The 23,500-nt window shown below is 61.4% G+C and carries 21 protein-coding genes and 1 pseudogene; 12 read left to right on the top strand and 10 right to left on the bottom strand.

Annotation, left to right across the window (positions count from 1 at the left end):
- Nucleotides 1-4 precede the first annotated feature (4 nt).
- From K5K89_RS00705 to folE2, 3 genes and pseudogenes are all read right to left on the bottom strand, one after another.
- On the bottom strand, nucleotides 5-871 hold the full coding sequence (locus K5K89_RS00705; protein WP_071490858.1) for a metal ABC transporter permease: 867 nt from the start codon (nucleotides 869-871) through the stop codon (nucleotides 5-7).
- Nucleotides 871-1,541: pseudogene (locus K5K89_RS00700) on the bottom strand (metal ABC transporter ATP-binding protein). Before K5K89_RS00700 ends, K5K89_RS00705 begins: the two are co-directional and overlap by 1 nt.
- Nucleotides 1,538-2,434 (bottom strand): GTP cyclohydrolase FolE2, encoded by an 897-nt coding sequence (gene folE2, locus K5K89_RS00695; protein WP_222540677.1) that lies wholly within the window; start codon nucleotides 2,432-2,434, stop codon nucleotides 1,538-1,540. Before folE2 ends, K5K89_RS00700 begins: the two are co-directional and overlap by 4 nt.
- A gap of 127 nt (nucleotides 2,435-2,561) precedes the next feature.
- Between folE2 and K5K89_RS00690 the strand changes: the two genes are divergently transcribed.
- The gene (locus tag K5K89_RS00690) at nucleotides 2,562-3,764 is read left to right on the top strand and encodes an N-acetylmuramoyl-L-alanine amidase (RefSeq protein WP_092241559.1); all 1,203 of its coding nucleotides are present in this window, start codon (nucleotides 2,562-2,564) and stop codon (nucleotides 3,762-3,764) included.
- On the opposite strand, the gene K5K89_RS00685 is transcribed toward K5K89_RS00690, so the two are convergent.
- Nucleotides 3,761-4,129 carry a glutamine synthetase gene (locus tag K5K89_RS00685; protein WP_071490854.1) on the bottom strand — a complete coding sequence of 123 codons (369 nt, stop codon included), beginning with the start codon at nucleotides 4,127-4,129 and terminating at the stop codon, nucleotides 3,761-3,763. The two genes, K5K89_RS00690 and K5K89_RS00685, sit on opposite strands and share 4 nt — an antisense overlap.
- Nucleotides 4,130-4,256: 127 nt before the next feature.
- On the opposite strand from K5K89_RS00685, the gene dksA reads away from it, so the two are divergent.
- The 4 genes from dksA to K5K89_RS00665 are packed head-to-tail and all read left to right on the top strand — an operon-like array spanning nucleotide 4,257 to nucleotide 7,548.
- A complete protein-coding gene (gene dksA / locus K5K89_RS00680) occupies nucleotides 4,257-4,661 on the top strand; it encodes an RNA polymerase-binding protein DksA (protein WP_058424325.1) in 405 nt (134 codons plus the stop codon).
- 27 nt (nucleotides 4,662-4,688) lie between these two features.
- The gene (zigA, locus tag K5K89_RS00675; protein WP_222540676.1) at nucleotides 4,689-5,897 is read left to right on the top strand and encodes a zinc metallochaperone GTPase ZigA; all 1,209 of its coding nucleotides are present in this window, start codon (nucleotides 4,689-4,691) and stop codon (nucleotides 5,895-5,897) included.
- The gene (locus tag K5K89_RS00670; protein ID WP_071490852.1) at nucleotides 5,897-6,541 is read left to right on the top strand and encodes a DUF1826 domain-containing protein; all 645 of its coding nucleotides are present in this window, start codon (nucleotides 5,897-5,899) and stop codon (nucleotides 6,539-6,541) included. Before zigA ends, K5K89_RS00670 begins: the two co-directional genes overlap by 1 nt.
- A gap of 44 nt (nucleotides 6,542-6,585) precedes the next feature.
- Nucleotides 6,586-7,548 carry a CobW family GTP-binding protein gene (locus tag K5K89_RS00665; RefSeq protein ID WP_222540675.1) on the top strand — a complete coding sequence of 321 codons (963 nt, stop codon included), beginning with the start codon at nucleotides 6,586-6,588 and terminating at the stop codon, nucleotides 7,546-7,548.
- Here K5K89_RS00665 and K5K89_RS00660 read toward each other — a convergent pair.
- Nucleotides 7,542-7,937: a DUF3301 domain-containing protein gene (locus K5K89_RS00660; protein WP_058424321.1), complete on the bottom strand. Its 396-nt coding sequence runs from the start codon at nucleotides 7,935-7,937 to the stop codon at nucleotides 7,542-7,544. The genes K5K89_RS00665 and K5K89_RS00660 overlap by 7 nt on opposite strands.
- A 117-nt stretch (nucleotides 7,938-8,054) precedes the next feature.
- On the opposite strand from K5K89_RS00660, the gene pdxY reads away from it, so the two are divergent.
- Both pdxY and K5K89_RS00650 read left to right on the top strand, forming a co-directional pair.
- Nucleotides 8,055-8,927, top strand: coding sequence for a pyridoxal kinase PdxY (gene pdxY, locus K5K89_RS00655; protein ID WP_071490850.1), 873 nt, complete (start codon nucleotides 8,055-8,057; stop codon nucleotides 8,925-8,927).
- Between the two features lie 82 nt (nucleotides 8,928-9,009).
- The gene (locus K5K89_RS00650) at nucleotides 9,010-10,038 is read left to right on the top strand and encodes a hypothetical protein (protein ID WP_071490849.1); all 1,029 of its coding nucleotides are present in this window, start codon (nucleotides 9,010-9,012) and stop codon (nucleotides 10,036-10,038) included.
- A gap of 36 nt (nucleotides 10,039-10,074) precedes the next feature.
- Here K5K89_RS00650 and K5K89_RS00645 read toward each other — a convergent pair whose 3' ends face one another.
- Complete coding sequence (locus K5K89_RS00645; RefSeq protein WP_033897247.1) at nucleotides 10,075-10,560, bottom strand: acyl-CoA thioesterase; 486 nt, start codon at nucleotides 10,558-10,560, stop codon at nucleotides 10,075-10,077.
- Nucleotides 10,561-10,851: 291 nt separating this feature from the next.
- Between K5K89_RS00645 and K5K89_RS00640 the strand changes: the two genes are divergently transcribed.
- Nucleotides 10,852-12,615, top strand: coding sequence for a cation:proton antiporter (locus tag K5K89_RS00640; RefSeq protein ID WP_093514228.1), 1,764 nt, complete (start codon nucleotides 10,852-10,854; stop codon nucleotides 12,613-12,615).
- An 81-nt stretch (nucleotides 12,616-12,696) separates the two neighbouring features.
- Here K5K89_RS00640 and K5K89_RS00635 read toward each other — a convergent pair whose 3' ends face one another.
- The 3 genes from K5K89_RS00635 to uvrD form a co-directional block, all read right to left on the bottom strand.
- Entirely contained in the window at nucleotides 12,697-13,104 is a 408-nt protein-coding gene (locus K5K89_RS00635; RefSeq protein ID WP_028618538.1) for an SMI1/KNR4 family protein, read from the bottom strand.
- Between the two features lie 135 nt (nucleotides 13,105-13,239).
- Nucleotides 13,240-14,109 (bottom strand): Tim44 domain-containing protein, encoded by an 870-nt coding sequence (locus tag K5K89_RS00630; protein ID WP_071490847.1) that lies wholly within the window; start codon nucleotides 14,107-14,109, stop codon nucleotides 13,240-13,242.
- 189 nt (nucleotides 14,110-14,298) lie between these two features.
- The gene (gene uvrD / locus K5K89_RS00625; protein ID WP_071490846.1) at nucleotides 14,299-16,482 is read right to left on the bottom strand and encodes a DNA helicase II; all 2,184 of its coding nucleotides are present in this window, start codon (nucleotides 16,480-16,482) and stop codon (nucleotides 14,299-14,301) included.
- Nucleotides 16,483-16,729: 247 nt separating this feature from the next.
- Here uvrD and K5K89_RS00620 point away from each other — a divergent pair, with 247 nt between their 5' ends.
- The 3 genes from K5K89_RS00620 (at nucleotide 16,730) to K5K89_RS28575 (ending at nucleotide 20,977) form a co-directional block, all read left to right on the top strand.
- Complete coding sequence (locus tag K5K89_RS00620; protein ID WP_093120274.1) at nucleotides 16,730-19,603, top strand: EAL domain-containing protein; 2,874 nt, start codon at nucleotides 16,730-16,732, stop codon at nucleotides 19,601-19,603.
- A 161-nt stretch (nucleotides 19,604-19,764) separates the two neighbouring features.
- Nucleotides 19,765-20,631 (top strand): transcriptional regulator HexR, encoded by an 867-nt coding sequence (gene hexR, locus K5K89_RS00615; protein ID WP_003177007.1) that lies wholly within the window; start codon nucleotides 19,765-19,767, stop codon nucleotides 20,629-20,631.
- A gap of 148 nt (nucleotides 20,632-20,779) precedes the next feature.
- Nucleotides 20,780-20,977, top strand: coding sequence for a PA3496 family putative envelope integrity protein (locus tag K5K89_RS28575; RefSeq protein ID WP_083351517.1), 198 nt, complete (start codon nucleotides 20,780-20,782; stop codon nucleotides 20,975-20,977).
- On the opposite strand, the gene K5K89_RS00610 is transcribed toward K5K89_RS28575, so the two are convergent.
- Nucleotides 20,907-21,881 carry a LysR family transcriptional regulator gene (locus K5K89_RS00610; protein WP_071490844.1) on the bottom strand — a complete coding sequence of 325 codons (975 nt, stop codon included), beginning with the start codon at nucleotides 21,879-21,881 and terminating at the stop codon, nucleotides 20,907-20,909. The two genes, K5K89_RS28575 and K5K89_RS00610, sit on opposite strands and share 71 nt — an antisense overlap.
- Nucleotides 21,882-22,076: 195 nt before the next feature.
- Here K5K89_RS00610 and K5K89_RS00605 point away from each other — a divergent pair, with 195 nt between their 5' ends.
- On the top strand, nucleotides 22,077-23,492 hold the full coding sequence (locus K5K89_RS00605) for an acetyl-CoA carboxylase biotin carboxylase subunit (RefSeq protein WP_003195732.1): 1,416 nt from the start codon (nucleotides 22,077-22,079) through the stop codon (nucleotides 23,490-23,492).
- Nucleotides 23,493-23,500: the final 8 nt, after the last annotated feature.

Genomic DNA, 23,500 nt, shown 5'->3' with positions numbered 1-23,500 from the left:
CACCTCATTGGGATGTAAGGGAGGGCGGGCGGCGCAGCAAGCCGTGCACCGGACCGAAGACCACGGACAGCAGATACCCGGCACCCGCCACCAGCACGATGGCCGGGCCGCTGGGCAACGAGTAGTAGAACGACAACAACAAACCCAGCCACACCGACAGGCTTCCCAGCACCGCCGATACCGCGATCAACACCGGCAGGCGCCGGCTCCAGAAACGTGAAGCGATGGCCGGCAACATCATCAAGCCCACCACCATCAAGGCGCCGATGGCCTGGAAACCGATCACTAGGTTCAGCACCACCAGGGTCAGGAACAACCCGTGGGCCAGTGGGCCGAGGCGGCTGACGGTTTGCAGGAACAGCGGATCGAGAGTGTCCAGCAGCAACGGTCTGTAGATCACCGCCATGGCGATCAGGCTGAACCCGGAGACCCAGAGCATGCCGGTGAGGGTGGTTTCATCCACCGCCAGGGCCGAGCCGAACAGCAGATGCAGCAAGTCCAGGCGCTTGCCGGCGATGCCGAGGATCAACACGCCGGCGGCGAGGGAGATGGGGTAGATGGCGGCGAGGCTGGCGTCTTCACGCAGGCCGGTGCGACGGGTGATCCACGCGGACAGGCCGGCCATGCTCAAGCCGGCGCCGAGGCCGCCGATGGTCAGAGCCGGCAGGCTGAGGCCGGCAAACCAGAAACCGAGTGCGGCGCCGGGCAGGATGCCGTGGGCCACGGCGTCACCGATCAGGCTCATGCGTCGCAGGATCAGGAACACACCCAGCGGTGCAGTGCTGCAGGCAAGTACCAGTCCGCCGATCAACGCACGACGCATGAACACGAAGTCGAGGAAGGGCATCCACAGGTGGGCGGCGAAGTGCATCAGGCCACCTGCATTTGGGGCTGTGGGCGGATCAGCTCTTTGCTGGGGCCGAACAGGCAGCCGGTATTCTTGATCTGCACCACGTGCTGGGTGTGATGGCGCACGGAGGCAAGGTCATGGCAGACCACGATCAGCGTACGGCCTTGATCGTGCCAGGCGTGGATGTGTTTCCAGCACAGCGCCTGGCCTTCTTCATCGAGGGCGGCGTGGGGTTCATCGAGCAGCAGCACCGGCGCTTCGGCCAGGCTCATGCGGGCGAGCAGGGCGCGTTGCAGCTCGCCGCCGGAGAGAGCCATCAGCGGGCGATGTTCCAGGCCGCTGAGGCACCAGTCTTCCAGCACGGCTTCAAGGCGCTGGCTGCGTTGTTGCGGGGAGAGCTGGGTGCCCCAGAAGCCGGCGGCGACCAGCTCTTGCAGGCTGATGGGGAACTGGCGGTCCAAGTGCTGTTGCTGCGGCAGAAACGACAGACCGCCACGGCGTGGAACCGCCACCGTGACTTTGCCCGCCAAGGGCTTTTGCAGGCCGGCGATGTGACCTTGAGCAGGCTGCTTTTGCCGGTGCCATTGGCGCCGATGATGCCGGTGAGGCTGCCTTTTTCCAGATTGAGGTCGAGGGCGGGCGTCAGCGGTTGGCCCGGGGCGCCCCAGCGTAAGGCGGTGCAGGTGATCATGCAGGGTTTCTCGTCCAGCGGCTTTCCGCCACGGCATCGTGCGCGTGCAGGCTTTCGGCGTGGATCACTTTCAGGTGGAAGGCGTTGACCGCATCCGAGCGTTTCAATACGAGGTTCAGGCGGCGGGCGGCGTCTTCGCAGAACATCAGGTTCTGCCCATTGGCCAGGGCGAAGGCTTGTTCGTCCGCGCGTTTTACAGCGGTTTGTACGGCGGTGCCGAGGGCGGCTTCGACGTTATCGATCAGTTCGGTGATGGGCAGGCTGGGTTGGTCGCCGTCCAGCTCGATCAGCAACTGCGCGCTGCTGCGCTGGCTGTGAGGTGTGGCGACGATGCCATTGGCGCTGCCTAGCCAGGTCAACACGTCTTCATGCTGCAGCGGGGTGTTGCCGAAGTCTTCAAGAAATTGCTGCTGAATCAATTGCCTGGCGAGGGCTGCGGAGCACGGGCAGGTTGAGGAATAGGTAACGTCAATTTTTAGTTCCACGTGGAACATCTGGTTTTCCAGGCGCGCCTGGATGCTCACCGGGTAGCCTTTCCAGCCGGCCAACGGGCTGACCAGCGCCGAGCGCTTGAGCAGCAGATCGGTATGGATACGCAGGTAGGCGTTATTAGATAAACCTTCATGACTGTCGAGAAAACGCTGCAGTACATTACGCAGAAGTGCAGGTGTAAGCGGCTGCTGGTCGAGCATCTCCAGCGCCAGGTACAGGCGTGACATATGAATGCCACGGGCGGCGCCATCATCCAGGCTTACGCCGGCATCGGCAGTAGCGGCAAGACGCTCGCCGTCGATGAGGATCGGCAGGGCGATGCCGCACATGCCTACCCAGTCGAGTGGCAAAGCTTGGCGTGAAGCCTGCGCGGCGATATCCGGCAGAGTCAGCGCATTCATGAGCAGGTCCATCATTGGAAATAAAAAGACATGTTATAGTATAACTATTGCGTCGACGATGGTTTTTCTGCGCCAGCCTTTTTTCAGTCATGTCGAGCAGGGACGCTCCTTTTTGCGGTAACTTTTCATGCACAGACGTCAGCTTCTTAACCTGCTTCTGGCCAGCCCTCTTTTCACCTTGCCATTTGCAGCCCACGCCACGCAGATCAGCAACGCCCGCCTGTGGCGCTCGGACGACAAGCTGCGGTTGGTGTTCGACCTCAGCGGCCCGGTGCAATACAAGACCTTCACCCTGAGCGCGCCGGAGCGCCTGATCATTGACTTGAGCGGTGCCGGGCTCAGCGGTGATTTCTCTCAGTTGGCGTTGAAGAACAGCGGCATCACCTCGATTCGCTCGGGGCATTTTGGTAAAGGCGATACGCGCATCGTGCTGGACCTGGTCGCACCGATGCAGCTCAACAGCTTTCTATTGCCGCCTCAGGACGGCCAGGGTCATCGCCTGGTGCTGGACCTGACCAGCGCCACCCAGGTGCCTCGCCAGATGGCCGCTGAACCTGCGCCGCGCGTGGACAAGGCCCACCCCAAGCGCGACATCATCGTGGTGGTGGATCCCGGCCACGGCGGCAAGGACCCGGGTGCAGTCGGCTCCAAGGGCCAGCGCGAAAAAGACGTGGTGCTGTCCATTGCGCAACTGTTGGCCAAACGCTTGAAGCGCGAGAAAGGCTTTGACGTGAAGTTGGTGCGCAACGACGATTTCTTCGTACCGTTGCGCAAACGGGTGGAGATTGCCCACAAGCACAATGCCGACATGTTCATCTCCGTGCACGCGGACGCGGCACCACGCATCACCGCCTCGGGCGCGTCGGTGTATGCCCTGTCCGAAGGCGGCGCGACGTCCGCCACGGCTCGGTTCATGGCGCAACGGGAAAACGGTGCCGACTTGCTCGGCGCCACCAGCCTGCTGAATCTGAAGGACAAGGACCCGATGCTGGCCGGGGTAATCCTGGACATGTCGATGAACGCTACCATCGCCTCCAGCCTGCAACTGGGCCACTCGATCCTGGGCAGCCTGGAAGGCATCACCAGCCTGCATCAGAAACGCGTGGAACAGGCGGGATTCGCGGTGCTCAAGTCACCCGACGTGCCGTCGATCCTGGTGGAAACCGGGTTTATCTCCAATGCGCGTGACAGTGCGCGGCTGGTTACCGCGCGGCATCAACAAGCGGTTGCCGATGGGTTGTTCGAAGGCTTGAAAAAGTATTTCCAGAAGAACCCACCGATGAACAGCTACATGGCGTGGGTGCAGGAACAGAAGAACGCCCAGGTCTAGCAACCCGTTATACGGCTGCAGGTGAATTTTGCGCTGGCACCACCCGAACTGGAAAACCGGTTGAGGGTGGTCCAGCCCACGCGCCGCGTGTAGCCGACCCACGCCTCACCGTCCGACGCCAACCCGGTAAAAAAGGTCAGCTGCCCGTAGCGGCTGTTGGTCTGTGCCCAGTGGCGCTTGCCGATCACCTCGTATCCGCGCAGATACGTGGTACTGCCGACCGTCGCCACGCTGTAGGCATTGCCCAACGGGTCAACACAAGCCAGCAGGTTGGCGCTGCGCGTGCAGTGGGCCAACAGGTTGGGGGCCTGGGCGCAGGCAGGTCCGGCCGCAGCCAAAAACAGGGCGCACACCAGGTATTTCATCAGGTTTCTCGTGGCAGGGAAGTGTTCAAGCATTGCGCCCTTCGTCGTGGTGAGCAAGAGGGGATTGGCTTATTTGTGTTGTTATACTATAACATTAAAACACAGCCTGACCCGTGAACCGCTCTCCATGACCGAACAAGACCTGCTGGCCCAACCGCCCGCCGACTATATGAATGAAGCCCAGCAAGGCTTCTTCCGTGAGTTGCTGCTGGCGCAACGCAATGAGCTGCAAGCGCGTATCGACGCCGAATTCCTGCTGCTGCGCGAGCAGGAAACCAACAGCGATCCTGCCGATGTGGGCAGCGCAGAAGAACAGCGCCAATGGCAACTGCGCCTGCTGGAGCGGGAAAAGAAGCTGTTGGACAAGATCGACGACGCCCTCGAATTGCTGGCTCGCGGCGAGTACGGCTGGTGCCGCGAGACCGGCGAGCCCATCGGCCTGCAGCGCTTGTTGCTGCGTCCTACCGCCACCCTGTGTATCGAAGCCAAAGAACGTGAAGAGCTGCGCGAACGCCATAAACGGGCGATTTGACCGGCCAACCCTGATGAGGAATACCTGATGCCCAATCGCCTCCCCGTTACTGTGTTGTCCGGCTTTCTCGGCGCCGGTAAAAGCACGCTGCTCAACTACGTCCTGCGCAACCGCGAAAATCTGCGGGTGGCGGTGATCGTCAACGATATGAGCGAAATCAATATCGATGGCAGCGAAGTCCAGCGCGACGTCACCCTCAACCGCTCCGAAGAAAAACTGGTGGAGATGAGCAACGGCTGCATCTGCTGCACCTTGCGCGAGGACTTGCTGGAAGAAGTCGGAAAACTCGCCAAGGAAGGTCGCTTCGATTACCTGCTGATCGAATCCACCGGCATCTCCGAGCCCTTGCCGGTGGCCGAGACCTTCACCTTTCGTGATGAAAACGAGCAAAGCCTGGCCGATATCGCCCGCCTGGACACCATGGTCACCGTGGTCGATGGCATGAACTTCCTGCTCGACTACCAGGCCGCCGAAAGCCTGGCCTCGCGCGGTGAAACCCTCGGTGAAGAAGACGAGCGCTCCATCACCGACCTGTTGATCGAGCAGATCGAATTCGCTGACGTGATCCTCATCAGCAAGATCGACCTGATCAGCAGTCGCGAACGTGAAGAGTTGATGGCAATCCTCGAACGCCTCAACGCCCAGGCGGAAATCATCCCGATGGTCATGGGGGAGGTGCCGCTGAACAAGATCCTCAACACCGGCCGTTTCGACTTCGAGCGCGCCGCCCAGGCGCCGGGCTGGCTGCAGGAATTGCGCGGTGAACATGTGCCAGAAACCGAAGAGTACGGCATTGCCTCCACCGCTTATCGAGCTCGCCGCCCGTTTCATCCGCAGCGCTTTTTCGACTTTATCGACCGCCCGTGGGTCAACGGCAAACTGCTGCGTTCCAAGGGTTTTTTCTGGCTGGCCAGCAAACACCAGGATGCGGGCAGTTGGTCCCAGGCCGGTGGCCTGATGCGTCATGGGTTTGCCGGCCGCTGGTGGCGTTTTGTGCCCAAAAGCCAATGGCCCCAGGATGAAGAGAGCATCGCGGCGATCATGGGCAACTGGCAACTGAGCACTGGCGACTGCCGCCAGGAGCTGGTGTTTATCGGCCAGAACATCGACTTCACCCGCATGCGCGCCGAGTTGGATGCGTGCTTGCTCACCGATGAAGAAATGGCCCTGGGCGTCGAAGGCTGGCGCCTGCTGGCTGACCCTTTTGGCCCCTGGTATGAGGAGGCAGCCGCCTGATGCTGGCCCCGGTGATTCCCCTGCGTCCCGTGATTCGCCAGACCTGCGGTGACACCCCGCTGGCGCTGTCCGACATCCTCGAAGACGGCGTCAACCTGGCGCTGTGGCAGCGCCAGCTGCCGCTGCACATCGCCGAGTTCGGCGCCTTGCTGGTGGCGCTCAACGAGCCGTTGGCCGACTCCATGGTCATCGAGCTCAACAACGACGACGCCGAGCCAAACTTGCAGGGTTTGGCGTCGAGTTGTCGTGATCTTGAGGGCTACGAAGGCTTCATCGCCGATGTGTCGTGGCTGGTCAGCGCGTTCGCCTGTCTGCTTGGTGCCAAGCGTATCGGCGTGCGCCTGCGTCTGTTGGATAAAGCCATGTGCCCGCGTTTTCACGTCGACCACGTGCCGGTGCGCCTGATCACCACCTACGCTGGGGTTGGCAGCCAGTGGTTGCGTGAAGGCGTGATGGACCGTCGCAAGCTCAGCCAGCCGGATGCCGAACCCACCGAGCGTATCGAGCAGATCCACTGCGGCGAAGTCGCCTTGCTCAAGGGCACCAAATGGCATGGCAATGAAGGCCATGGCCTGATTCACCGTTCACCCGCACTGAGGGCCGACGAGCGCCGCTTGATCCTGACACTGGATTGGCTCGCATAACCGCGTAGGATCAGACGCTCTACACGGTCCGAACGATGCCCCTCATGTTGCAGAACATTCCTACCCACGTGATTGCCGGGCCCCTGGGCGCCGGCAAGACCAGCCTCATCCAGCACCTGCTTGCCCAGCGCCCGGCCAACGAGCGCTGGGCCGTGCTGATCAACGAGTTCGGGCAGATCGGCCTGGATGCCGCCTTGCTCACTCAGGATGACGACGGCATTGCCCTCGGCGAAGTCGCCGGAGGCTGCCTGTGTTGTGTGAATGGTGCCCCGTTCCAGGTCGGCCTGGGTCGCTTGTTGCGTAAGGCCAAGCCTGATCGGCTGTTTATCGAGCCCTCGGGCCTGGGTCATCCGGCGCAGTTGCTCGGGCAGTTGCGCGAAGCGCCGTGGCAGAACGTGCTGGCCGTCCAGCCGTGCGTGATGGTGCTGGATGCGCAAGCGTTGGCGGCGGGCAAGCCCTTGCCCCAAGCACAACATGAGGCATTGGCGAATGCCGGTTTGCTGGTATTGAACAAGGATGAAGCGCTGGATGCAGCGCAGCGCGAGGTGATCGAGCGGCAGTTACCCGACTGCCCGCTTTACTGGACCCGCCAGGCGTATTTGCCGCTGGCGCATTTACCTGGCCTTGACGCGCGGGCTGCTGCGGCTGTGGACAACTTCGCCGTACCCAAAGGCCTGGCGCAAATGCCGGCCATCTGGACCGATCCTGACCAGCCCATTTGCCTGAGCCAGGCTCAAGAGGGCGGCTGGAGCATTGGCTGGCGCTGGCACCCCAGCCAGCAGTTCGACACCCAGCGGCTGCATAACTGGCTTGCAAGCCTTGATTGGCGCCGCGTCAAACTGGTTATCCACAGTGCCGAAGGCTGGGTGTCCGCCAATGCTGTGGATAACGGCCCGCTCACCTGGCAACCCAGCGAATGGCGGCGCGATTCGCGTATCGAATTGATCTTCAGCGAGCCACAGGACGTGGACGTGTTACAGCGTGCGCTGGCCGCCAGCCGTCAGTGACGGTTCTTGGACGCGTGGTCCTGGCGCCACTGGCTCAGCTCGATCACCTCGGCACTGGGCAACGGCGTCTTGATCTCGAACGGGTAGGGCGCCAGTTCGATCTGTGCGCTGTGGGCACCGAACTGGGTGATGGTCCCCGGATGGCGGGTTTCGCCGGTCACGGTGAACTCGAAGTTGTAGATGCGCGCCAGGCGCCGCCGACCGTTGGCATCCTTTACAAAACCGATGCGCTTGAGTGCCACCGCACCGTCCAGCAGTTCGATGTCGAGCTTGGCGCAATGCTGCTTGACCCGCTCCAGCGCCCGCTCGCGCAGGCCATGGTTGTGCCAAACCCAGGCGGCACCGGTCGCCAGTAGCATCAACACGAACATGTTTCCCAGGGTCAGCATGCGAAAAACTCCAACAAAGTGAGGGCAGCTTAACTGTGTCGCCGGTCTGTCGTACAGGCTGCGTTTAGTCGCATACTGCGCGGCCAGAATTTCATTGGTTTTACGGAAATCTCCCGCATGAAACGCACACCTCATCTGCTTGCGATCCAGTCTCATGTGGTCTTTGGCCACGCCGGAAACAGCGCCGCCGTGTTCCCCATGCAGCGCGTTGGGGTGAACGTGTGGCCGCTGAACACGGTGCAGTTCTCCAACCACACCCAGTATGGCCAATGGGCGGGAGAAGTGTTGGCGCCACAGCAGATTCCCGCGTTGGTGGAAGGCATTGCCGCCATCGGCGAGCTGGGCAATTGCGATGCGATTCTGTCCGGCTACCTGGGCAGCGCCGATCAGGGCAGGGCGATCCTGACTGGCGTGGCGCGCATCAAGGCCATCAACCCCAAGGCCCTGTATCTGTGCGACCCGGTGATGGGGCATCCGGAAAAAGGCTGCATCGTTCCTCAGGAAGTCAGCGATTTCCTGCTGGACGAAGCCGCGGCCATGGCCGACTTCCTGTGCCCCAACCAACTGGAACTGGACAGCTTTGCCGGGCGCAAGCCGCAATCGCTGTTCGATTGCCTGGCCATGGCCAAGGCGTTGCTGGCGCGTGGGCCGAAGGCCGTATTGGTCAAACACCTGGATTATCCGGGCAAGTTGCCGGACGGTTTCGAGATGCTGCTGGTGACCCCCGAAGGCAGTTGGCACCTGCGACGGCCGCTGCTGGCGTTCCCACGTCAGCCGGTCGGGGTGGGCGATTTGACCTCGGGGCTGTTCCTGGCACGTGTTCTGTTGGGCGATAGCCTGCTGGCCGCCTTCGAATTCACCGCTGCAGCGGTCCACGAAGTGTTGTTAGAAACCCAGGCCTGCGCCAGTTACGAGTTGGAGCTGGTGCGCGCCCAGGATCGTATTGCCCATCCTCGCGTGCGTTTCGAAGCCACTCCCATTGGATTGTAGGAATATTCCTGATTGAGTCAGGCAAAGAGCGTCCGGTACTATCGGGCGCCTCTTAGTCCCCTGTGCTTTTCAAGGAAGAACCATGTCTCCCGTATTCCCTTCGCCACGGGCGTTGACCGCTCTGGTGCTGACGTCGTTGCTGGGCGGTTGCAGTGTGAACGGCACTTACCCTGACGCCACCGAGCCGGACGCTGCGAAACTGCGCTTCATCTCCAATACGTCCAACACCACCATCGACGTCTACGATGCGCAACATTGCATGGGCCAGACCACCGGCATGCTCAATAATATTTTCCTGGTCGATACCCGGCGGCGTGTCGGCATGTCGGTGCCCCCTCCGGCCAAGGCCAGGGGCTTGCTGGAGTTCAAGCTGGCTCCCGGCAAGGAAACCATGCTGATGATCAACACCAATGGCGGCAGCTATGTCTGCGGCAAATCAATGAGTATCACGCCAAAGGCCGGGGAAGAGTACGAAGTGACCTTCGATATGGCGCGGGGCATCTGCACGACCTCGTTGCAGCGCCTGACGCGCTCCGATGGCAAGGACGTGCGCATTCCACAGCCGATATTCGAGAACGGCATCCCATCGTGCGCGGGCAAAAGCCCGATATTCGGCAAGGTGATCCCGGATACGCCACACCGAACTGCGTTGATCAACGCAATCGTTGAAACCCATATGCAACTCATCACGTTGATGGAGCCTGACACGGCGCAGCGCCCGCAAGCCGTCGAGGAGGCAATCGCCGAGCGCAAGGCGCGGTTCGCCCAGTTCACTCCGCCTGAGGCCTATTGGACTCAATACCGTGAGAACTATGCACGGGTAAATCAGGAAATGGCCGGCCGCAAGGCGCGTACCCTCGAGCTGTATGAGCGGGTTTACCGCATGCGCCTGAGCGGCACCGAAGATGCGATCCTGGAGCAATGGCAGAACCCGACGGACGCCGCCGTGGTCGAGCGCGTCAAGGCGAACGACAAGTTGATGGCGCAGTACTACAAGAACACCAGCAAAGCGGTGATGGTGGACATCGTGAATCATCATATGGAGCGCATGAGCCAGTTGGACCAGCGCTTTGATGTCTGTGCCCACGATGATCAGTGCTGGCGGCTGTAGGAGCGCAGCTGCTCGCTCCTAAAGGCGGGAAATGGCCTACAGTGCGTCTGCCTTGATTTCCTGGTAGCGCTTCTCCAGTTCCTGTCGGATCTGTCGACGCTGCTGAGCCTGTACGAATCGGCGCTTGTCCTCGCTGTTCTGCGGTTGCAGCGGGGGCACGGCGGCCGGTTTGCGCTGGTCGTCCACGGCGACCATGGTGAAGAAGCAGCTGTTGGTATGGCGCACGGAGCGTTCGCGGATGTTCTCGGTCACTACCTTGATGCCCACCTCCATCGAGGTGTTGCCGGTGTAGTTGACCGACGCGAGGAAGGTCACCAGCTCGCCGACATGGATCGGCTCGCGAAAGATCACCTGGTCCACCGACAGCGTGACCACATAGCGGCCGGCATAGCGGCTCGCGCAGGCGTAGGCCACTTCGTCGAGGTACTTGAGCAGGGTGCCACCGTGGACATTGCCTGAGAAGTTGGCCATGTCAGGGGTCATCAATACCGTCATCGACAGCTGGGCGTTTCCGGGTTCCATAGCACACTCACGGGTTGTAGGCATTGGTTGGGGGGCACCTCTGCGGGTGCTGGAATCTTTGCAGGGCCATCCATAACGGGACGCCGGTTGGCGGCTAGCCGTCACGCGCGAACCGATCTGTTTCCATATATTGCACCGGCTTTCCGGCGGAAGTCGCGGTGTTAACCTTCAAAAGCCCATCTCAGGGCATTTCTTACGATCAAGGCAGACTTTTCCTTCCGCACTTTGCGACATTTCAAAGGCGCGCGCGGAAGTGGGAAAAGCGCCAGTACCCTCAAGGAGCCCCTCGCCATGCACGCCATCAGCTTTATCCAGGACTTGGCCGTGATCATGCTGGTGGCAGGGGTTGTCACCATCCTGTTTCACCGCCTCAAGCAGCCGGTGGTGCTGGGCTACATCGTCGCCGGGTTCATCATCGGCCCCCACACCCCGCCGTTCGGCCTGATCCACGACGAAGACACCATCAAGACCCTCGCCGAGCTCGGGGTGATCTTCCTGATGTTCTGCCTGGGCCTGGAGTTCAGCCTGCGCAAGTTGTTCAAGGTCGGCGCCACGGCGTTTATCGCGGCCTTCCTGGAAATCATCCTGATGATCTGGATTGGCTACGAAATCGGCCGCTGGTTCGACTGGAACACCATGGACTCACTGTTCCTCGGCGCGATCCTGGCGATTTCCTCGACCACCATCATCGTCAAGGCGCTCAATGACCTGAAGATGAAGAACCAGCGTTTCGCCCAATTGATTTTCGGCGTGCTGATCGTCGAGGACATCCTCGGTATTGGCATCATCGCCTTGCTGTCGAGCATCGCCGTCAGCGGTACGGTCAGCTCCGGCGAAGTGTTCTCCACCGTCGGCAAGCTCTCGCTGTTCATGATTGTCGCGCTGGTCATCGGCATTTTGCTGGTGCCGCGCTTGCTGGCGTATGTGGCCAAGTTCGAAAGCAACGAGATGTTGCTGATCACCGTACTGGGCCTGTGTTTCGGTTTCTGCCTGCTGGTGGTCAAGCTGGAATACAGCATGGTGCTGGGCGCATTTCTGATCGGCGCAATCATGGCCGAATCCCGGCAGTTGATTAAGATCGAGCGCCTGATCGAGCCGGTTCGCGACATGTTCAGCGCCATCTTCTTTGTGGCCATTGGCTTGATGATCGACCCGCAGATCCTGCTGCAATACGCCTGGCCGATTGCGGTGATCACCGTGGCCGTGGTGTTGGGCAAGATGCTGTCCTGCGGCCTGGGCGCGTTTATCGCCGGCAACGATGGCCGTACCTCACTGCGCGTGGGCATGGGGCTGTCACAGATTGGCGAGTTTTCCTTCATCATCGCGGCGCTGGGGATGACGCTGCAGGTGACCAGTGATTTCCTCTACCCCGTCGCGGTAGCGGTTTCGGCCATCACCACACTGCTCACGCCGTACCTGATTCGCGGCGCCGATCCGCTGTCCTTGAAGATCGCAGCGGTCATGCCCAAGCGATTAAGCCGGGTTTTCGGCATGTACGGCGAATGGCTGCGCAGTATCCAGCCTCAAGGTGAAGGCGCGATGCTGGCATCGATGATCCGCAAGATCATCCTGCAAGTCGGGGTGAACCTGGCGCTGGTAATCGCGATCTTCTTTGCCGGCAGCTTTTTCGCGGCGCGCATCGGTGGGTATCTGGAAGGCTGGATCGGCGATCCAAGCTGGCAGAAGGCGTTGATCTGGGGCGGGGCGTTGCTGTTGTCGCTGCCATTCTTGATTGCCGCGTATCGCAAGCTCAAGGCGCTGTCGATGCTGCTGGCGGAGATGAGCGTGAAGCCAGAAATGGCCGGGCGGCATACCCAGCGGGTGCGGAGGGTGATCGCGGAACTGATCCCGATCCTCTCGTTGCTGGTGATCTTCCTGCTCTTGGCAGCCTTGTCGGCCAGTATTTTGCCGACCAACAAGTTGCTGGTGCTGATTGCCGTGGTCACGGCTGCGGTGGCGGCGGTGCTCTGGCGGTGGTTCATCCGCGTGCATACGCGGATGCAGGTCGCCTTGTTGGAGACGCTGGATAACCATAAGGATACGCCGGAGCATTGAGGGGCTTGGGAGGGCTGCTTCGCAGCCCGACGCGGGGCAAGTCCGCTCGCCACAGCAAGCCCGGTTAGCCAGAGAGCTTTGTCAGCTTTCCAGCCAGACGTCCCGCGCCCAGTGCCACACCGATTCCCAGGTTTCTTCGGTGACGATTTCTTCTTCGCCGGACCACAGCACCACGGTGCCGTCTTCTTCGACGCAGTAGTAGTCGTCGCCGTCCTGGCAGATCGGGATCAGGCTGCGGTCGACACCGGCATCCCAGGCGTTGGCGGCCACGTCCGGCAGGTAGGTGTGGGACTGCGGGTCGGTGACGGTCACCGGCTCCAGGCTGCCGTACACCACGTCGCTGACGGTCAGCAGGAATTCACGGAAGACAAACGGGATGTCGATGAACAGTTGTTCCTCGATCTCCACCAGTTGGTCTTCGTCAGGCAGCTCCAAGGGAACCGGGACCGGTTCGTTGGCTTCACGCAATTGTTCGATGATTTCTTCCACGGCCGGGATCCTCTTGCTAGATGGCGCGGTTTATAGGGGCGTTTTATACAGTAGCTCGCTATAAGTGCAACCGTGAAATAGAAAACCCCGGACAGGTCCGGGGTTTTTTGTATCTGTTTACCAAGCGTGCAGGGATCAGCCGTTCTGGCGGATACCGGCGACCAGCCATGGCTGGTTGTCGCCCTGTGCACGTTCCATGTTCCAGCTTTCGCTGAACACTTCGCCCTGGTCGAAACGCGAGGTCTTCGACACACCGCTGAAGGTCAGGGTGGCGATGGTCTTGTCGGCGCGATCATCCACACCGTCCAGCTGCACGCGCAGGTCGTCGATGTAAGTCGACTGGAATGCATCGCCAATCTCGGCGCGTTCGCGCTTGAGGAACTCCAGCAGTTGCGGGGTCACGAACTCGGCGATCTTGTCCATTTCATTGGCGTCCCAGTGCTGCTGCAGGGACTGGAAGTGGCTGCGAGCCGCCTCGACGAAACGTTCTTCGTTGAACCAGGCCGGTGCATTGATCACCGGGCGGGCCGCGGCAGGTGCTGCCGAACCACCGAAGATCGAACCCATGGCTGGTTTTTGCTCGAACACTTCACGCTGCATTGGCGCGCCGGCTGGAGCCAGGTGCTCCTGCTGCTTGCGGCGACGAGCGGCGATAAAGCGGAAGACCAGGAAGGCGATGACCGCCATGATCAGGATGTCGAAGATCTGCATACCCTGGAAGCCGCCGCCCATGAACATGGAGGCGAGCAGGCCACCGGCGGCGATGCCGGCAAGAGGGCCCAACCAGCGCGAAGCACCGCCGGCCTTGGCGGCAGCGCCTGCAGCACCGGCGGCGCCTGCGGTGGCCGCAGCACCGCCGGCACCGGCGGATGGAGCCATTTGGCTGGTCTGGTGAGTTGGTGCTGCGCCTGAGCTTTTGCCGCCACCGAAGCGTTTGGCGTTGGCGTCGAGGCTCATCGTCAGGCCGATGCACAACGCCATGGCGATGCTAAGAAAACGTTTCATAAAGGGAATTCCCATTTGTGGATTGCACGCGCGCCATGTTGCACAGGTGTGGTGACAGTGGCTAGCGGCATAATGTTTCGGGCTTTTGCGTAGGATCGATTCAGAACGGTCTGTAGGACTTATTACAGATATTGGCCCGCACTTGTTAAAAACAAGGGTGGGCCAAGAACCTTCATGTAGGCAAATGTTTCAAACGGCTTCGAGCTTCGCGTAACCCATCATCAGCCACTTGCTGCCTTCGGCGAAATTCACCTGCACCCGCGCCTGGGCACCGGCACCCTCGAAGTTGAGGATCACCCCTTCGCCGAACACCGAATGCCTGACCTGCTGGCCCAGGCTGAACTGGGTCTGCGGAATCTCCGAGCCCGCAAACATGCTGCTGGAGTTCTGCTGCTGGCCCCCGCCGAACGGGCGGCTCACGCTGTTGGACAGGCGCACTTCCTGGATCAGACCCTTCGGTACTTCACGTACGAAGCGCGACACCTTGTTGTAGGTCTCGCTGCCGTACAGGCGTCGGGTCTCGGCGTAGGTCATCACCAGGTTCTGCATCGCCCGGGTGATGCCCACGTAGGCCAGGCGGCGTTCCTCCTCAAGGCGGCCGGGTTCTTCCAGGCTCATCTTGTGCGGGAACAGGCCTTCCTCCATGCCCACCAGGAACACGTAAGGGAACTCCAGGCCCTTGGCGCTGTGCAAGGTCATCAGCTGGATGCTGTCTTCATGCTCGTCGGCCTGGGTATCGCCGGCTTCCAGCGAAGCATGGCCGAGGAACGCGGCCAGCGGTGTCAGCTCTTCGTCTTCCTCGGTATTTTCGAACGCACGGGCGGCGCTGACCAGTTCCTCAAGGTTTTCTACCCGGGCCTGGCCTTTCTCGCCTTTTTCCGCCTCGTGGTAGGCGATCAGCCCGGATTGCTCGATCACGGTCTGGGTCATCAAATGCAGGGGCATTTCCGCGCACTTGGCCGCCAGGTTCTCGATCAGCTCGACAAACACACCCAGCGCACCCGCCGCACGACCAGTCAGGCCCTTGTTGGCGATGAGCAGGCGCATGGCTTCCCACATCGACACATCGGCGTGGCGGGCGTGGTCGCGAATGGCTTCGACGGTTTTTTCACCGATGCCACGGGCCGGGATATTGATCACCCGTTCCAGCGCCGCATCGTTGCCACGGCCTTCCAGCAAGCGCAGGTAGGCCATGGCGTTCTTGATTTCCGCCCGCTCGAAGAAGCGTTGGCCGCCATAGATGCGGTACGGGATGCGTTCGCGCAGCAAGGCTTCTTCCAACACCCGCGATTGGGCGTTGGAACGGTACAGAATGGCGATATCGCTGCGCGCCAGGCCGGTTTTCAGCGCACTTTCGATGGTTTCCACCACGTAGCGCGCTTCATCGTGTTCGTTGAAAGCGGCGTACAGGTTGATCGCTTCGCCTTCGCCGCCGTCGGTCCACAGTTCTTTGCCCAGGCGCCCGGTGTTGTTGGCGATCAAGGCGTTGGCCGCCTTGAGGATCCCGGCGGTGGAGCGATAGTTCTGCTCCAGGCGGATGGTGACCGCGTCCGGGAAGTCTTCGGAATACTGGTAGATGTTCTCGATTTTCGCGCCACGCCAGCCGTAGATCGACTGATCGTCGTCGCCCACCACCATAAGGCTGTCGCCACCTTTGGCCAGCAGGCGCAGCCAGGCGTACTGCACGGCGTTGGTATCCTGGAACTCGTCCACCAGGATATGGCGGAAGCGTTTCTGGTAATGCGCCAGCAGGCCTGGGTTATCGCGCCACAGGTCGAGGGCGCGCAGCAGCAGCTCGGAAAAGTCGATAACCCCGGCGCGCACGCAGGCGGCCTCATAGGCTTCATAGATGCTGCGCATGGTGGCCAGGAACAGATCGCCGCTGGCCTGGATATGTTGCGGGCGCAGGCCTTCGTCTTTCTGGCCATTGATGAACCATTGCGCCTGGCGCGCCGGCCAGCGTTGTTCGTCGAGGCCCAGCTCGCGGATCACCCGCTTGACCAGGCGTTGCTGGTCATCGCTGTCCAGAATCTGGAAGGTCTGGGCCAGGCCCGCTTCCTGCCAGTGCGCCCGCAGCAAGCGGTGCGCCAGGCCGTGGAAGGTGCCCACCCACATGCCGGCCGGGCTGATGCCCATCAGCTGTTCGATGCGGTGGCGCATCTCGGCAGCGGCCTTGTTGGTGAAGGTCACCGACAGGATGGAATGCGGGGACGCGTTCTCGACCTGGATCAACCAGGCGATACGGTGCACCAGCACTCGGGTTTTACCGGAGCCAGCACCGGCCAGGACCAACTGACGGCCAACGGGGGCCGCTACAGCCTGGCGTTGGGCATCGTTGAGGGAGTTCAGCAAAAGGGAGAGATCATCGCGCATCGGCGCATTCTATGGCCCCCGGGGAAGTGGGGCAAATGCCAATGCCGGCTGGTCGACGGAAAACCTTCGGGGTGATGACCGGTCGGTCGATGGTCGCAGCCCGCGTAGCGTCTCGCTCAAGCCGTCTGGCCCGGAAGTTTGCGCTGCATGACCGCGCAGTTTTTATGACATGGAGCAGTTTGGCCCAAGCGCTTGCTTGTGTATGCTCCGTCGACGTTTCGGGCTCACCATTATAAGAACACTGCCTATGACCCTTAGCACCGACCTGCTTGGCCCCTCGGCGGCTCCCGCGCAGGTTATCCGTAAACACTACGCCACGGAGATGGCGGTCGAGCGCACACGCCTGCTGTATCAAGGCTCACTGCTGCCGACCCTGTTGATGTTGGTCAATGGCCTGGTCTGCGCCTGGCTACTGTGGAACCCCCAGCAATACCTGTTGGACAGCATCTGGTTGATCTGGCTGCTGGCCCTGGTGGCAATGCGCGTGATCCAGGTGGCCGCGTTCGACTCGGCGATGCCCAGCCGCCAGGCCCAGCCGGTGTGGCAGCGCATGTTCCTGCTCGGCTCGGCGGTCAGTGGCCTGACTCTGGCAACGGCCGCCATCGCCCTGGTGCCGGGTGACAGCTTCATGCAGCAGGCCTGGGTATTCGGCCTGATCGGCGCGGCGACCTTGTCGGCCAGCGTGGCGTACGCCGTGAGCCTGCCGGCGTTCCTGTCCTTTGCCTTGCCGTGCCTGGTGCCGTCCATCTTCTACCTGTTCTGGAGCGGCGACCCGCAGCAGCGTGGTTGGGGTGTACTTGGCCTGATCCTGCTGGCGTCCTTGAGCCTGGTGGCGTGGCAGGTCAATCGCCTGATCCAGCGCGGGCTGTTGCGCCGCTTCCAGAACCAGGCGCTGATCGAACACCTGCAACAGGCGCAGCAACGCAGCGAGCAACTCAATCAGGACCTGGTGCGTGAAGTCGAGCAGCGCCGTCAGGTCGAACAGGAGTTGCGCGAAGCCCAGATCGGCCTGCAAGACCGCGTCGCACAGCGCAGCCAGGAACTGGACGCCGCCAGCCTGGCCTTGAATAAAAGCGAAGCACGCCTGGCCATGGCGCTGCAAGCCAGTGAACTGGGCCTGTGGGACTGGAACCTGCAAACCGATGAGGTCCATCACACCCAGCTCAAGGAGCTGTTCGGCCTGGAGCCGGAGTACGTCACGGCAATGCTCAGCCACCTCAAGCCGCGCCTGCACCCCGACGACCTGCCGCTGCTCAAGCGTGCCCTGGTGGAACACCTCAAGGGCCGCAGCGAGGACTATCAGGTGGAATACCGCGTGCGCCATGGCGACGGGCACTGGGTGTGGATCGAAGACCGTGGCCGCGCCGTGGAGCGTGCGCCCAGCGGCCGGGTCACGCGCATGCTCGGTACGCGCCGCGATATCAGCGCCGGCAAGGCCCTGGAGGAACAGCAGCGGTTGGCCTCGACCGTATTTGAAGCCGCCAGCGAAGGCATTGTGATCCTTGATCCGGACTACAAGCTGATCGCCGTCAACCAGGCTTTCAGCCGCGTTACGGGGTTCGAAACCGATGACATGATTGGCCGCAATGTAGTGGAGTTGCCCAGCAGTCGTGACGCCCGCCGCCATTTCCCGGTGATCCGCCAGGCGTTGCTCAGCCACGGCACGTGGCAGGGCGAATTGGTGGAGACCCGCAAGAACGGTGAGCTTTACCCGCAGTGGCTGCAGTTGAACGTAGTGCGGGATATTCGAGGAAAAGTCAGCCATATCGTAGGCTTCTTCGCCGATCTCTCGGCGCGGCGTGAGTCCGAAGAGCGTATGCGCTACCTCACCCACTACGACGAACTGACCGGCCTGGCCAACCGCTCGCTGTTCCGCGAACGCTTGCGCGAGGCGCACCAGCGTGTCCGCCAGGGTGGGCGTAGCCTGGCGCTGCTGCACATCAACCTCGATCGCTTCAAGCTGTTGAATGACAGCCTGGGCCATGAAGTGGCCGACCAGTTGCTGCAAAAAATGGCGCGACGCCTGATCAATGCCTTGCCCGAGGCCGACACCATTGCACGCCTGTCCGGGGATGAGTTTGCCGTGTTGTTCGACGCCTACGGCAACTTGTCGAGCCTGGCGCGGGTCGCCACGCGGCTGCTGGCCAAGCTGCGGGTGCCGGTGACGGTGGAGGGGCATGAACTGGTGGTGAGTGCTTCCATGGGGGTTAGCCTGTTGCCGGACAACGCGCGTGAAATTTCCGCATTGGTCAGCCAATCGAACATGGCCATGCAACACGCCAAACACCTGGGCGGCAACAACTTCCAGTTCTACACCGACAGCCTGCAAGCCAGCACCCTGGAGCGCTTGCAGCTGGAAAACCACCTGCGCAAGGCCATCGAAGAGCGTCAGCTCACGGTGTTCTATCAACCGAAACTGTGCTTGGCCACTGGCAAGCTCAATGCTGCCGAAGCGCTGATCCGTTGGGACCATCCGCAGTGGGGCATGGTGCCGCCGGGGGAGTTTATCGGCCTGGCCGAAGAGACCGGCCTTATCGTACCGCTGGGCGAATTCATACTGCGCGAAGCCTGCTGGCAAGCCTGTGAATGGCAGCGCCAGGGGCTGGCGCCGATCCGGGTATCGGTCAACCTCTCGGTGCACCAGTTGCGCCAGGGCAAGCTGGTCAGCCTGGTGCGCCAGGTGCTCGAAGAAACCGGCCTGGACCCGCAATACCTCGAGCTGGAGCTGACCGAAAGCCAACTGCTCGACAGCGTCGAACACATCATCGCCACCTTCCAGCAACTGCGTGACCTGGGCGTGAAGCTGGCCATCGATGACTTCGGCACCGGGTATTCGTCCCTCAGCTACCTCAAGCGCATTCCCGTGGACTACGTGAAGATCGACCAGACCTTCATTCGCGGCCTTGGCCAGGGACGCGAAGACGCGGCCATCACTCGGGCAATCATCGCCATGGCCCACGGGCTGGCGCTGAAGGTGGTGGCCGAGGGTGTGGAAGATCAGCAGCAGCTGGATTTCCTGCGGGGTGAGCATTGTGACGAAGTGCAGGGCTATTTGATCAGTCGGCCGATGCAGGCCGATGGGTTGGCAGATTTGTTACGGAAAAATGCAGAATTTCCTTAACGACGCCGGGGGCGCCCCTGTGGCTACAACGCGGCCGCCCTTAGATTCAAAGGGGGGCAGGGCGATTTAGTGATGCGTCGGACGGGCAAAAGGGCAATTCTTGTAGTATAACTACAAGCTTGCTACATCCCTGGCCCTGCCCATAACAAGAGTCCTGCCCTTTGAACCTGTTGCAACATATCGCCCAGTCGCGCCACCTGTTACGCAAATCGGAACTCAAGGTTGCCGATCACGTGCTGCTTGACCCTGCGGCTGTGATGCACAGTTCGATGGCCGACCTGGCCCATAGCGTGGGTATCAGCGAACCGACCATCGTGCGATTCTGCCGCGCCATCGGTTGTTCCGGGTTCCAGGACTTGAAACTCAAGCTGGCCCAGAGCCTGGCCGCCGGTGCCAGCTTCGGGCAGTTCGCGATCCATGAAGACGATTCCGTCGCCGACTACAGCCTGAAAATCTTCGACACCACCTTGCACACGCTCATGGAAGTGCGCGAGAAGCTCGACCCGGTGGAGTTGCAAAAGGCCGTGACGGCCATGTCCCAGGCCCAGCGTGTGGAGTTCTATGGCTTCGGTGCTTCAGGCGCGGTGGCCGCCGATGCCCAGCACAAGTTCTTCCGCTTGCTGCTGACCGCTGCGGCCTACAGTGACCCGCACATGCAGGCCATGTCGGCGGTGACCCTGAAACCTACTGACGTCGCCATCTGCATTTCCCAGTCGGGCCGCTCCAAGGACCTGCTGATCACTGCCAACCTGGTGCGTGAAAGCGGTGCATCGTTGATCACCCTGTGCCCGAGCCAGACGCCGTTGGCGGAACTGTCCACGGTCAACCTGGCGATCGATGTGCATGAAGACACCGAGATCTATACCCCGCTGACCTCGCGTATCGCCCACCTGGTGGTGATCGATGTATTGGCGATGGGCGTGGCCATGGCGCGTGGGCCGAGCCTGGTCAACCACCTCAAGAGCGTCAAGCGCAGTTTGCGCAGCCTGCGTCTGTCGCCCAAGTCCGTCAAAGCCCTCGATGACTAAAGCGGTACACAGAGCAAAATGTGGGAGGGGGCTTGCCCCCTCCCACATTTGGATCTCCTGCAAACCCAGAATCTTCATCAGGCTGTCATCGCTGCGTCATCGCCCAGGGCCATCCTGAACTCCCCGTACTCGCATTGGGAGACTCCAAATGGCCCGGACTTACGAAGACAGCAACAGCTCCGTCAAAACCCGTCGTCAGCAGGAAGACCAGCGCCGCATGGCGTTCCGTCGCGCAATCGAAGACCGCTGTGAGGAGCGCCAGTTGCTCCAGAGCATCAGCGACTACCCTGAACTCCACTGGCAGGCACCCGCGGCAGCCCAGCGAAACGCTCAGCCAGTACGCTGATCTGCACCCTCTCGCTGCGGATAAAGCCCAGGAACGCATGGGCCACTGGTGACAGGCGCTTGGCCTTGGCCTGCACCAGGCACCAACTGCGGTACAGTGGCAGCTCTTCCACCGGCAGCTCCCGGAGCCCGCCGGTGGCCAGCTCCATGTTGACCGCATGACGCGTCAACAGGGCCACGCCCAATCCCGCACAAACACATTCACGCTGCGCCTCGGCCGAGGCTACTTCCACGGTCTGGGTGAAGTGCACGCGTTTTTCCTTGAAGTACTCCTCGCAGGCCAGTCGCGTGCCGGAGCCCGCTTCGCGCAGCAGCAGGGTGTAGGGTTCCAGGTCCTGCAGGCGCAGCGGGCCTTGCAGGCTCAAGGGATGGTCGGGCGGCGCCACGGCGACAATCGGGTTGTTGAGGAACGGCAGGAATTCCAGGCCCATGTCCTGGGGCACCATGGACATGATCACCAAGTCGTCACGGTTGTCCGAAAGCCGGCGAATCACCTGGGCGCGGTTCACCACCGTCAACTGCAACTGCACTTCCGGATGCTGGCGCTTGAAGGCGGCGAAGAGGTGCGGCACGAAGTACTTGGCGCTGGACTCAATCGCCAGTTTCAACTGGCCCTGCAACGAGCCCTGCATGTCCGAGAGCTGCATATCGAGGTTTTCCAGACGCCCGAAGATGTCGCGGCTGGCGCGCTGCAAGGCTTCGGCGGCCTCGGTCATGTAGAGCTTTTTGCCCACGTAATCGAACAGCGGCTGGCCGATCAGCTCTTCCAACTGGCGAATTTGCAGGCTGACGGCCGGTTGCGTGAGGGACATTTCCTCGGCCGCACGACTGTAGGAACGCAAATCGCACACCTCATGGAAGATCTGCAATTGACGCAATGTCAGTCTCATCAGTGACTTACGCATTTTTTAGTGCTCTCGCCGCAAGCTGTCCGGGTGACTATAAGTCTTTACTTATGCCCAACCCAATAATTATTGATTTTTGTTAATCCCTTGGCGGGCTTAGTGTGTGTCTCGCGACTGTCATGAAACATTTGGTCACGCGCCGACCCGGCTCCAGCGGGTCGAAGAACGCAGCAATCGGCTCAAGGGAATTTCCAAGTGATAAAAAAGATCCTGATCGCCAACCGTGGTGAAATTGCCGTACGAATCGTGCGTGCCTGCGCCGAGATGGGCATTCGCTCGGTCGCGGTCTACTCCGATGCCGACCGCCACGCGTTGCACGTCAAGCGTGCCGACGAAGCCCACAGCATTGGTGCCGAGCCCCTGGCCGGCTACCTGAACCCGCGCAAGCTGGTGAACCTGGCGGTGGAAACCGGCTGCGATGCGCTGCACCCCGGCTATGGCTTCCTGTCTGAAAACGCCGAACTGGCGGACATCTGCGCTGAACGCGGCATCAAGTTCATTGGTCCATCGGCTGAAGTGATTCGCCGCATGGGCGACAAGACCGAAGCGCGCCGCAGCATGATCAAGGCCGGTGTGCCGGTCACGCCGGGTACCGAAGGCAACGTCGCGGATATCCACGAGGCACTCACCGAAGGCGACCGCATTGGTTACCCGGTGATGCTCAAGGCCACCTCCGGTGGTGGTGGTCGTGGTATCCGTCGCTGCAACAGCCGCGAAGAACTTGAACAAGCCTTCCCCCGTGTGATCTCCGAAGCCACCAAGGCCTTCGGTTCGGCGGAAGTGTTCCTGGAAAAGTGCATCGTCAATCCCAAGCACATCGAGGCGCAGATCCTCGGTGACAGTTTCGGCAACGTGGTGCACCTGTTCGAGCGTGATTGCTCGATCCAGCGCCGTAACCAGAAGCTCATCGAAATCGCCCCAAGCCCGCAACTGACCCCTGAACAGCGCGCCTACATCGGCGACCTGTCGGTGCGCGCCGCCAAGGCCGTGGGCTACGAGAACGCCGGCACCGTGGAGTTCCTGCTCGCCGAGGGCGAGGTGTATTTCATGGAGATGAACACCCGGGTGCAGGTGGAACACACCATCACCGAAGAAATCACCGGGATCGACATCGTTCGTGAACAGATCCGCATCGCCTCCGGCCTGCCGCTGTCGGTGAAACAGGAAGACATCCAGCACCGTGGTTTCGCGTTGCAGTTCCGTATCAACGCTGAAGACCCGAAAAACAACTTCCTGCCCAGCTTCGGCAAGATCACCCGTTACTACGCGCCCGGCGGTCCCGGCGTGCGTACCGATACGGCGATCTACACCGGCTACACCATCCCGCCGTTCTACGACTCCATGTGCCTGAAACTGGTGGTGTGGGCGTTGACCTGGGAAGAAGCCATGGACCGCGGCCTGCGTGCCCTGGATGACATGCGCCTGCAAGGCGTGAAGACCACCGCCGCTTACTACCAGGAAATCCTGCGCAACCCGGAATTCCGCAGCGGCCAGTTCAACACCAGTTTCGTGGAAAGCCACCCCGAGCTGACCAACTACTCGATCAAGCGCAAACCCGAAGAGCTGGCCCTGGCCATCGCCGCCGCCATCGCCGCCCACGCAGGCCTGTGAGGAATACA

The sequence above is a fragment of the Pseudomonas sp. DR208 genome (assembly GCF_019823005.1).
Classification (GTDB): Bacteria; Pseudomonadota; Gammaproteobacteria; order Pseudomonadales; family Pseudomonadaceae; genus Aquipseudomonas; species Aquipseudomonas extremorientalis.
This window is presented reverse-complemented; position numbering and strand designations above follow the sequence as displayed.

Excerpts from the sequence above, each read along its gene's own strand:
- K5K89_RS00690 (WP_092241559.1), top strand. The coding sequence starts at position 2,562 with ATGCACAGACGTCAGCTTCTTAACCTGCTTCTGGCCAGCCCTCTTTTC.
- K5K89_RS00620 (WP_093120274.1), top strand. The coding sequence starts at position 16,730 with ATGACCCTTAGCACCGACCTGCTTGGCCCCTCGGCGGCTCCCGCGCAG.
- K5K89_RS00660 (WP_058424321.1), bottom strand. The coding sequence starts at position 7,937 with ATGCTGACCCTGGGAAACATGTTCGTGTTGATGCTACTGGCGACCGGT.
- K5K89_RS00685 (WP_071490854.1), bottom strand. The coding sequence starts at position 4,129 with ATGAAATACCTGGTGTGCGCCCTGTTTTTGGCTGCGGCCGGACCTGCC.
- K5K89_RS00670 (WP_071490852.1), top strand. The coding sequence starts at position 5,897 with ATGCTGGCCCCGGTGATTCCCCTGCGTCCCGTGATTCGCCAGACCTGC.
- K5K89_RS00645 (WP_033897247.1), bottom strand. The coding sequence starts at position 10,560 with ATGGAACCCGGAAACGCCCAGCTGTCGATGACGGTATTGATGACCCCT.
- dksA (WP_058424325.1), top strand. The coding sequence starts at position 4,257 with ATGACCGAACAAGACCTGCTGGCCCAACCGCCCGCCGACTATATGAAT.
- K5K89_RS00705 (WP_071490858.1), bottom strand. The coding sequence starts at position 871 with ATGCACTTCGCCGCCCACCTGTGGATGCCCTTCCTCGACTTCGTGTTC.
- folE2 (WP_222540677.1), bottom strand. The coding sequence starts at position 2,434 with ATGAATGCGCTGACTCTGCCGGATATCGCCGCGCAGGCTTCACGCCAA.
- uvrD (WP_071490846.1), bottom strand. The coding sequence starts at position 16,482 with ATGCGCGATGATCTCTCCCTTTTGCTGAACTCCCTCAACGATGCCCAA.
- K5K89_RS00665 (WP_222540675.1), top strand. The coding sequence starts at position 6,586 with ATGTTGCAGAACATTCCTACCCACGTGATTGCCGGGCCCCTGGGCGCC.
- K5K89_RS00630 (WP_071490847.1), bottom strand. The coding sequence starts at position 14,109 with ATGAAACGTTTTCTTAGCATCGCCATGGCGTTGTGCATCGGCCTGACG.
- K5K89_RS28575 (WP_083351517.1), top strand. The coding sequence starts at position 20,780 with ATGGCCCGGACTTACGAAGACAGCAACAGCTCCGTCAAAACCCGTCGT.
- K5K89_RS00650 (WP_071490849.1), top strand. The coding sequence starts at position 9,010 with ATGTCTCCCGTATTCCCTTCGCCACGGGCGTTGACCGCTCTGGTGCTG.
- pdxY (WP_071490850.1), top strand. The coding sequence starts at position 8,055 with ATGAAACGCACACCTCATCTGCTTGCGATCCAGTCTCATGTGGTCTTT.
- K5K89_RS00610 (WP_071490844.1), bottom strand. The coding sequence starts at position 21,881 with ATGCGTAAGTCACTGATGAGACTGACATTGCGTCAATTGCAGATCTTC.
- zigA (WP_222540676.1), top strand. The coding sequence starts at position 4,689 with ATGCCCAATCGCCTCCCCGTTACTGTGTTGTCCGGCTTTCTCGGCGCC.
- K5K89_RS00640 (WP_093514228.1), top strand. The coding sequence starts at position 10,852 with ATGCACGCCATCAGCTTTATCCAGGACTTGGCCGTGATCATGCTGGTG.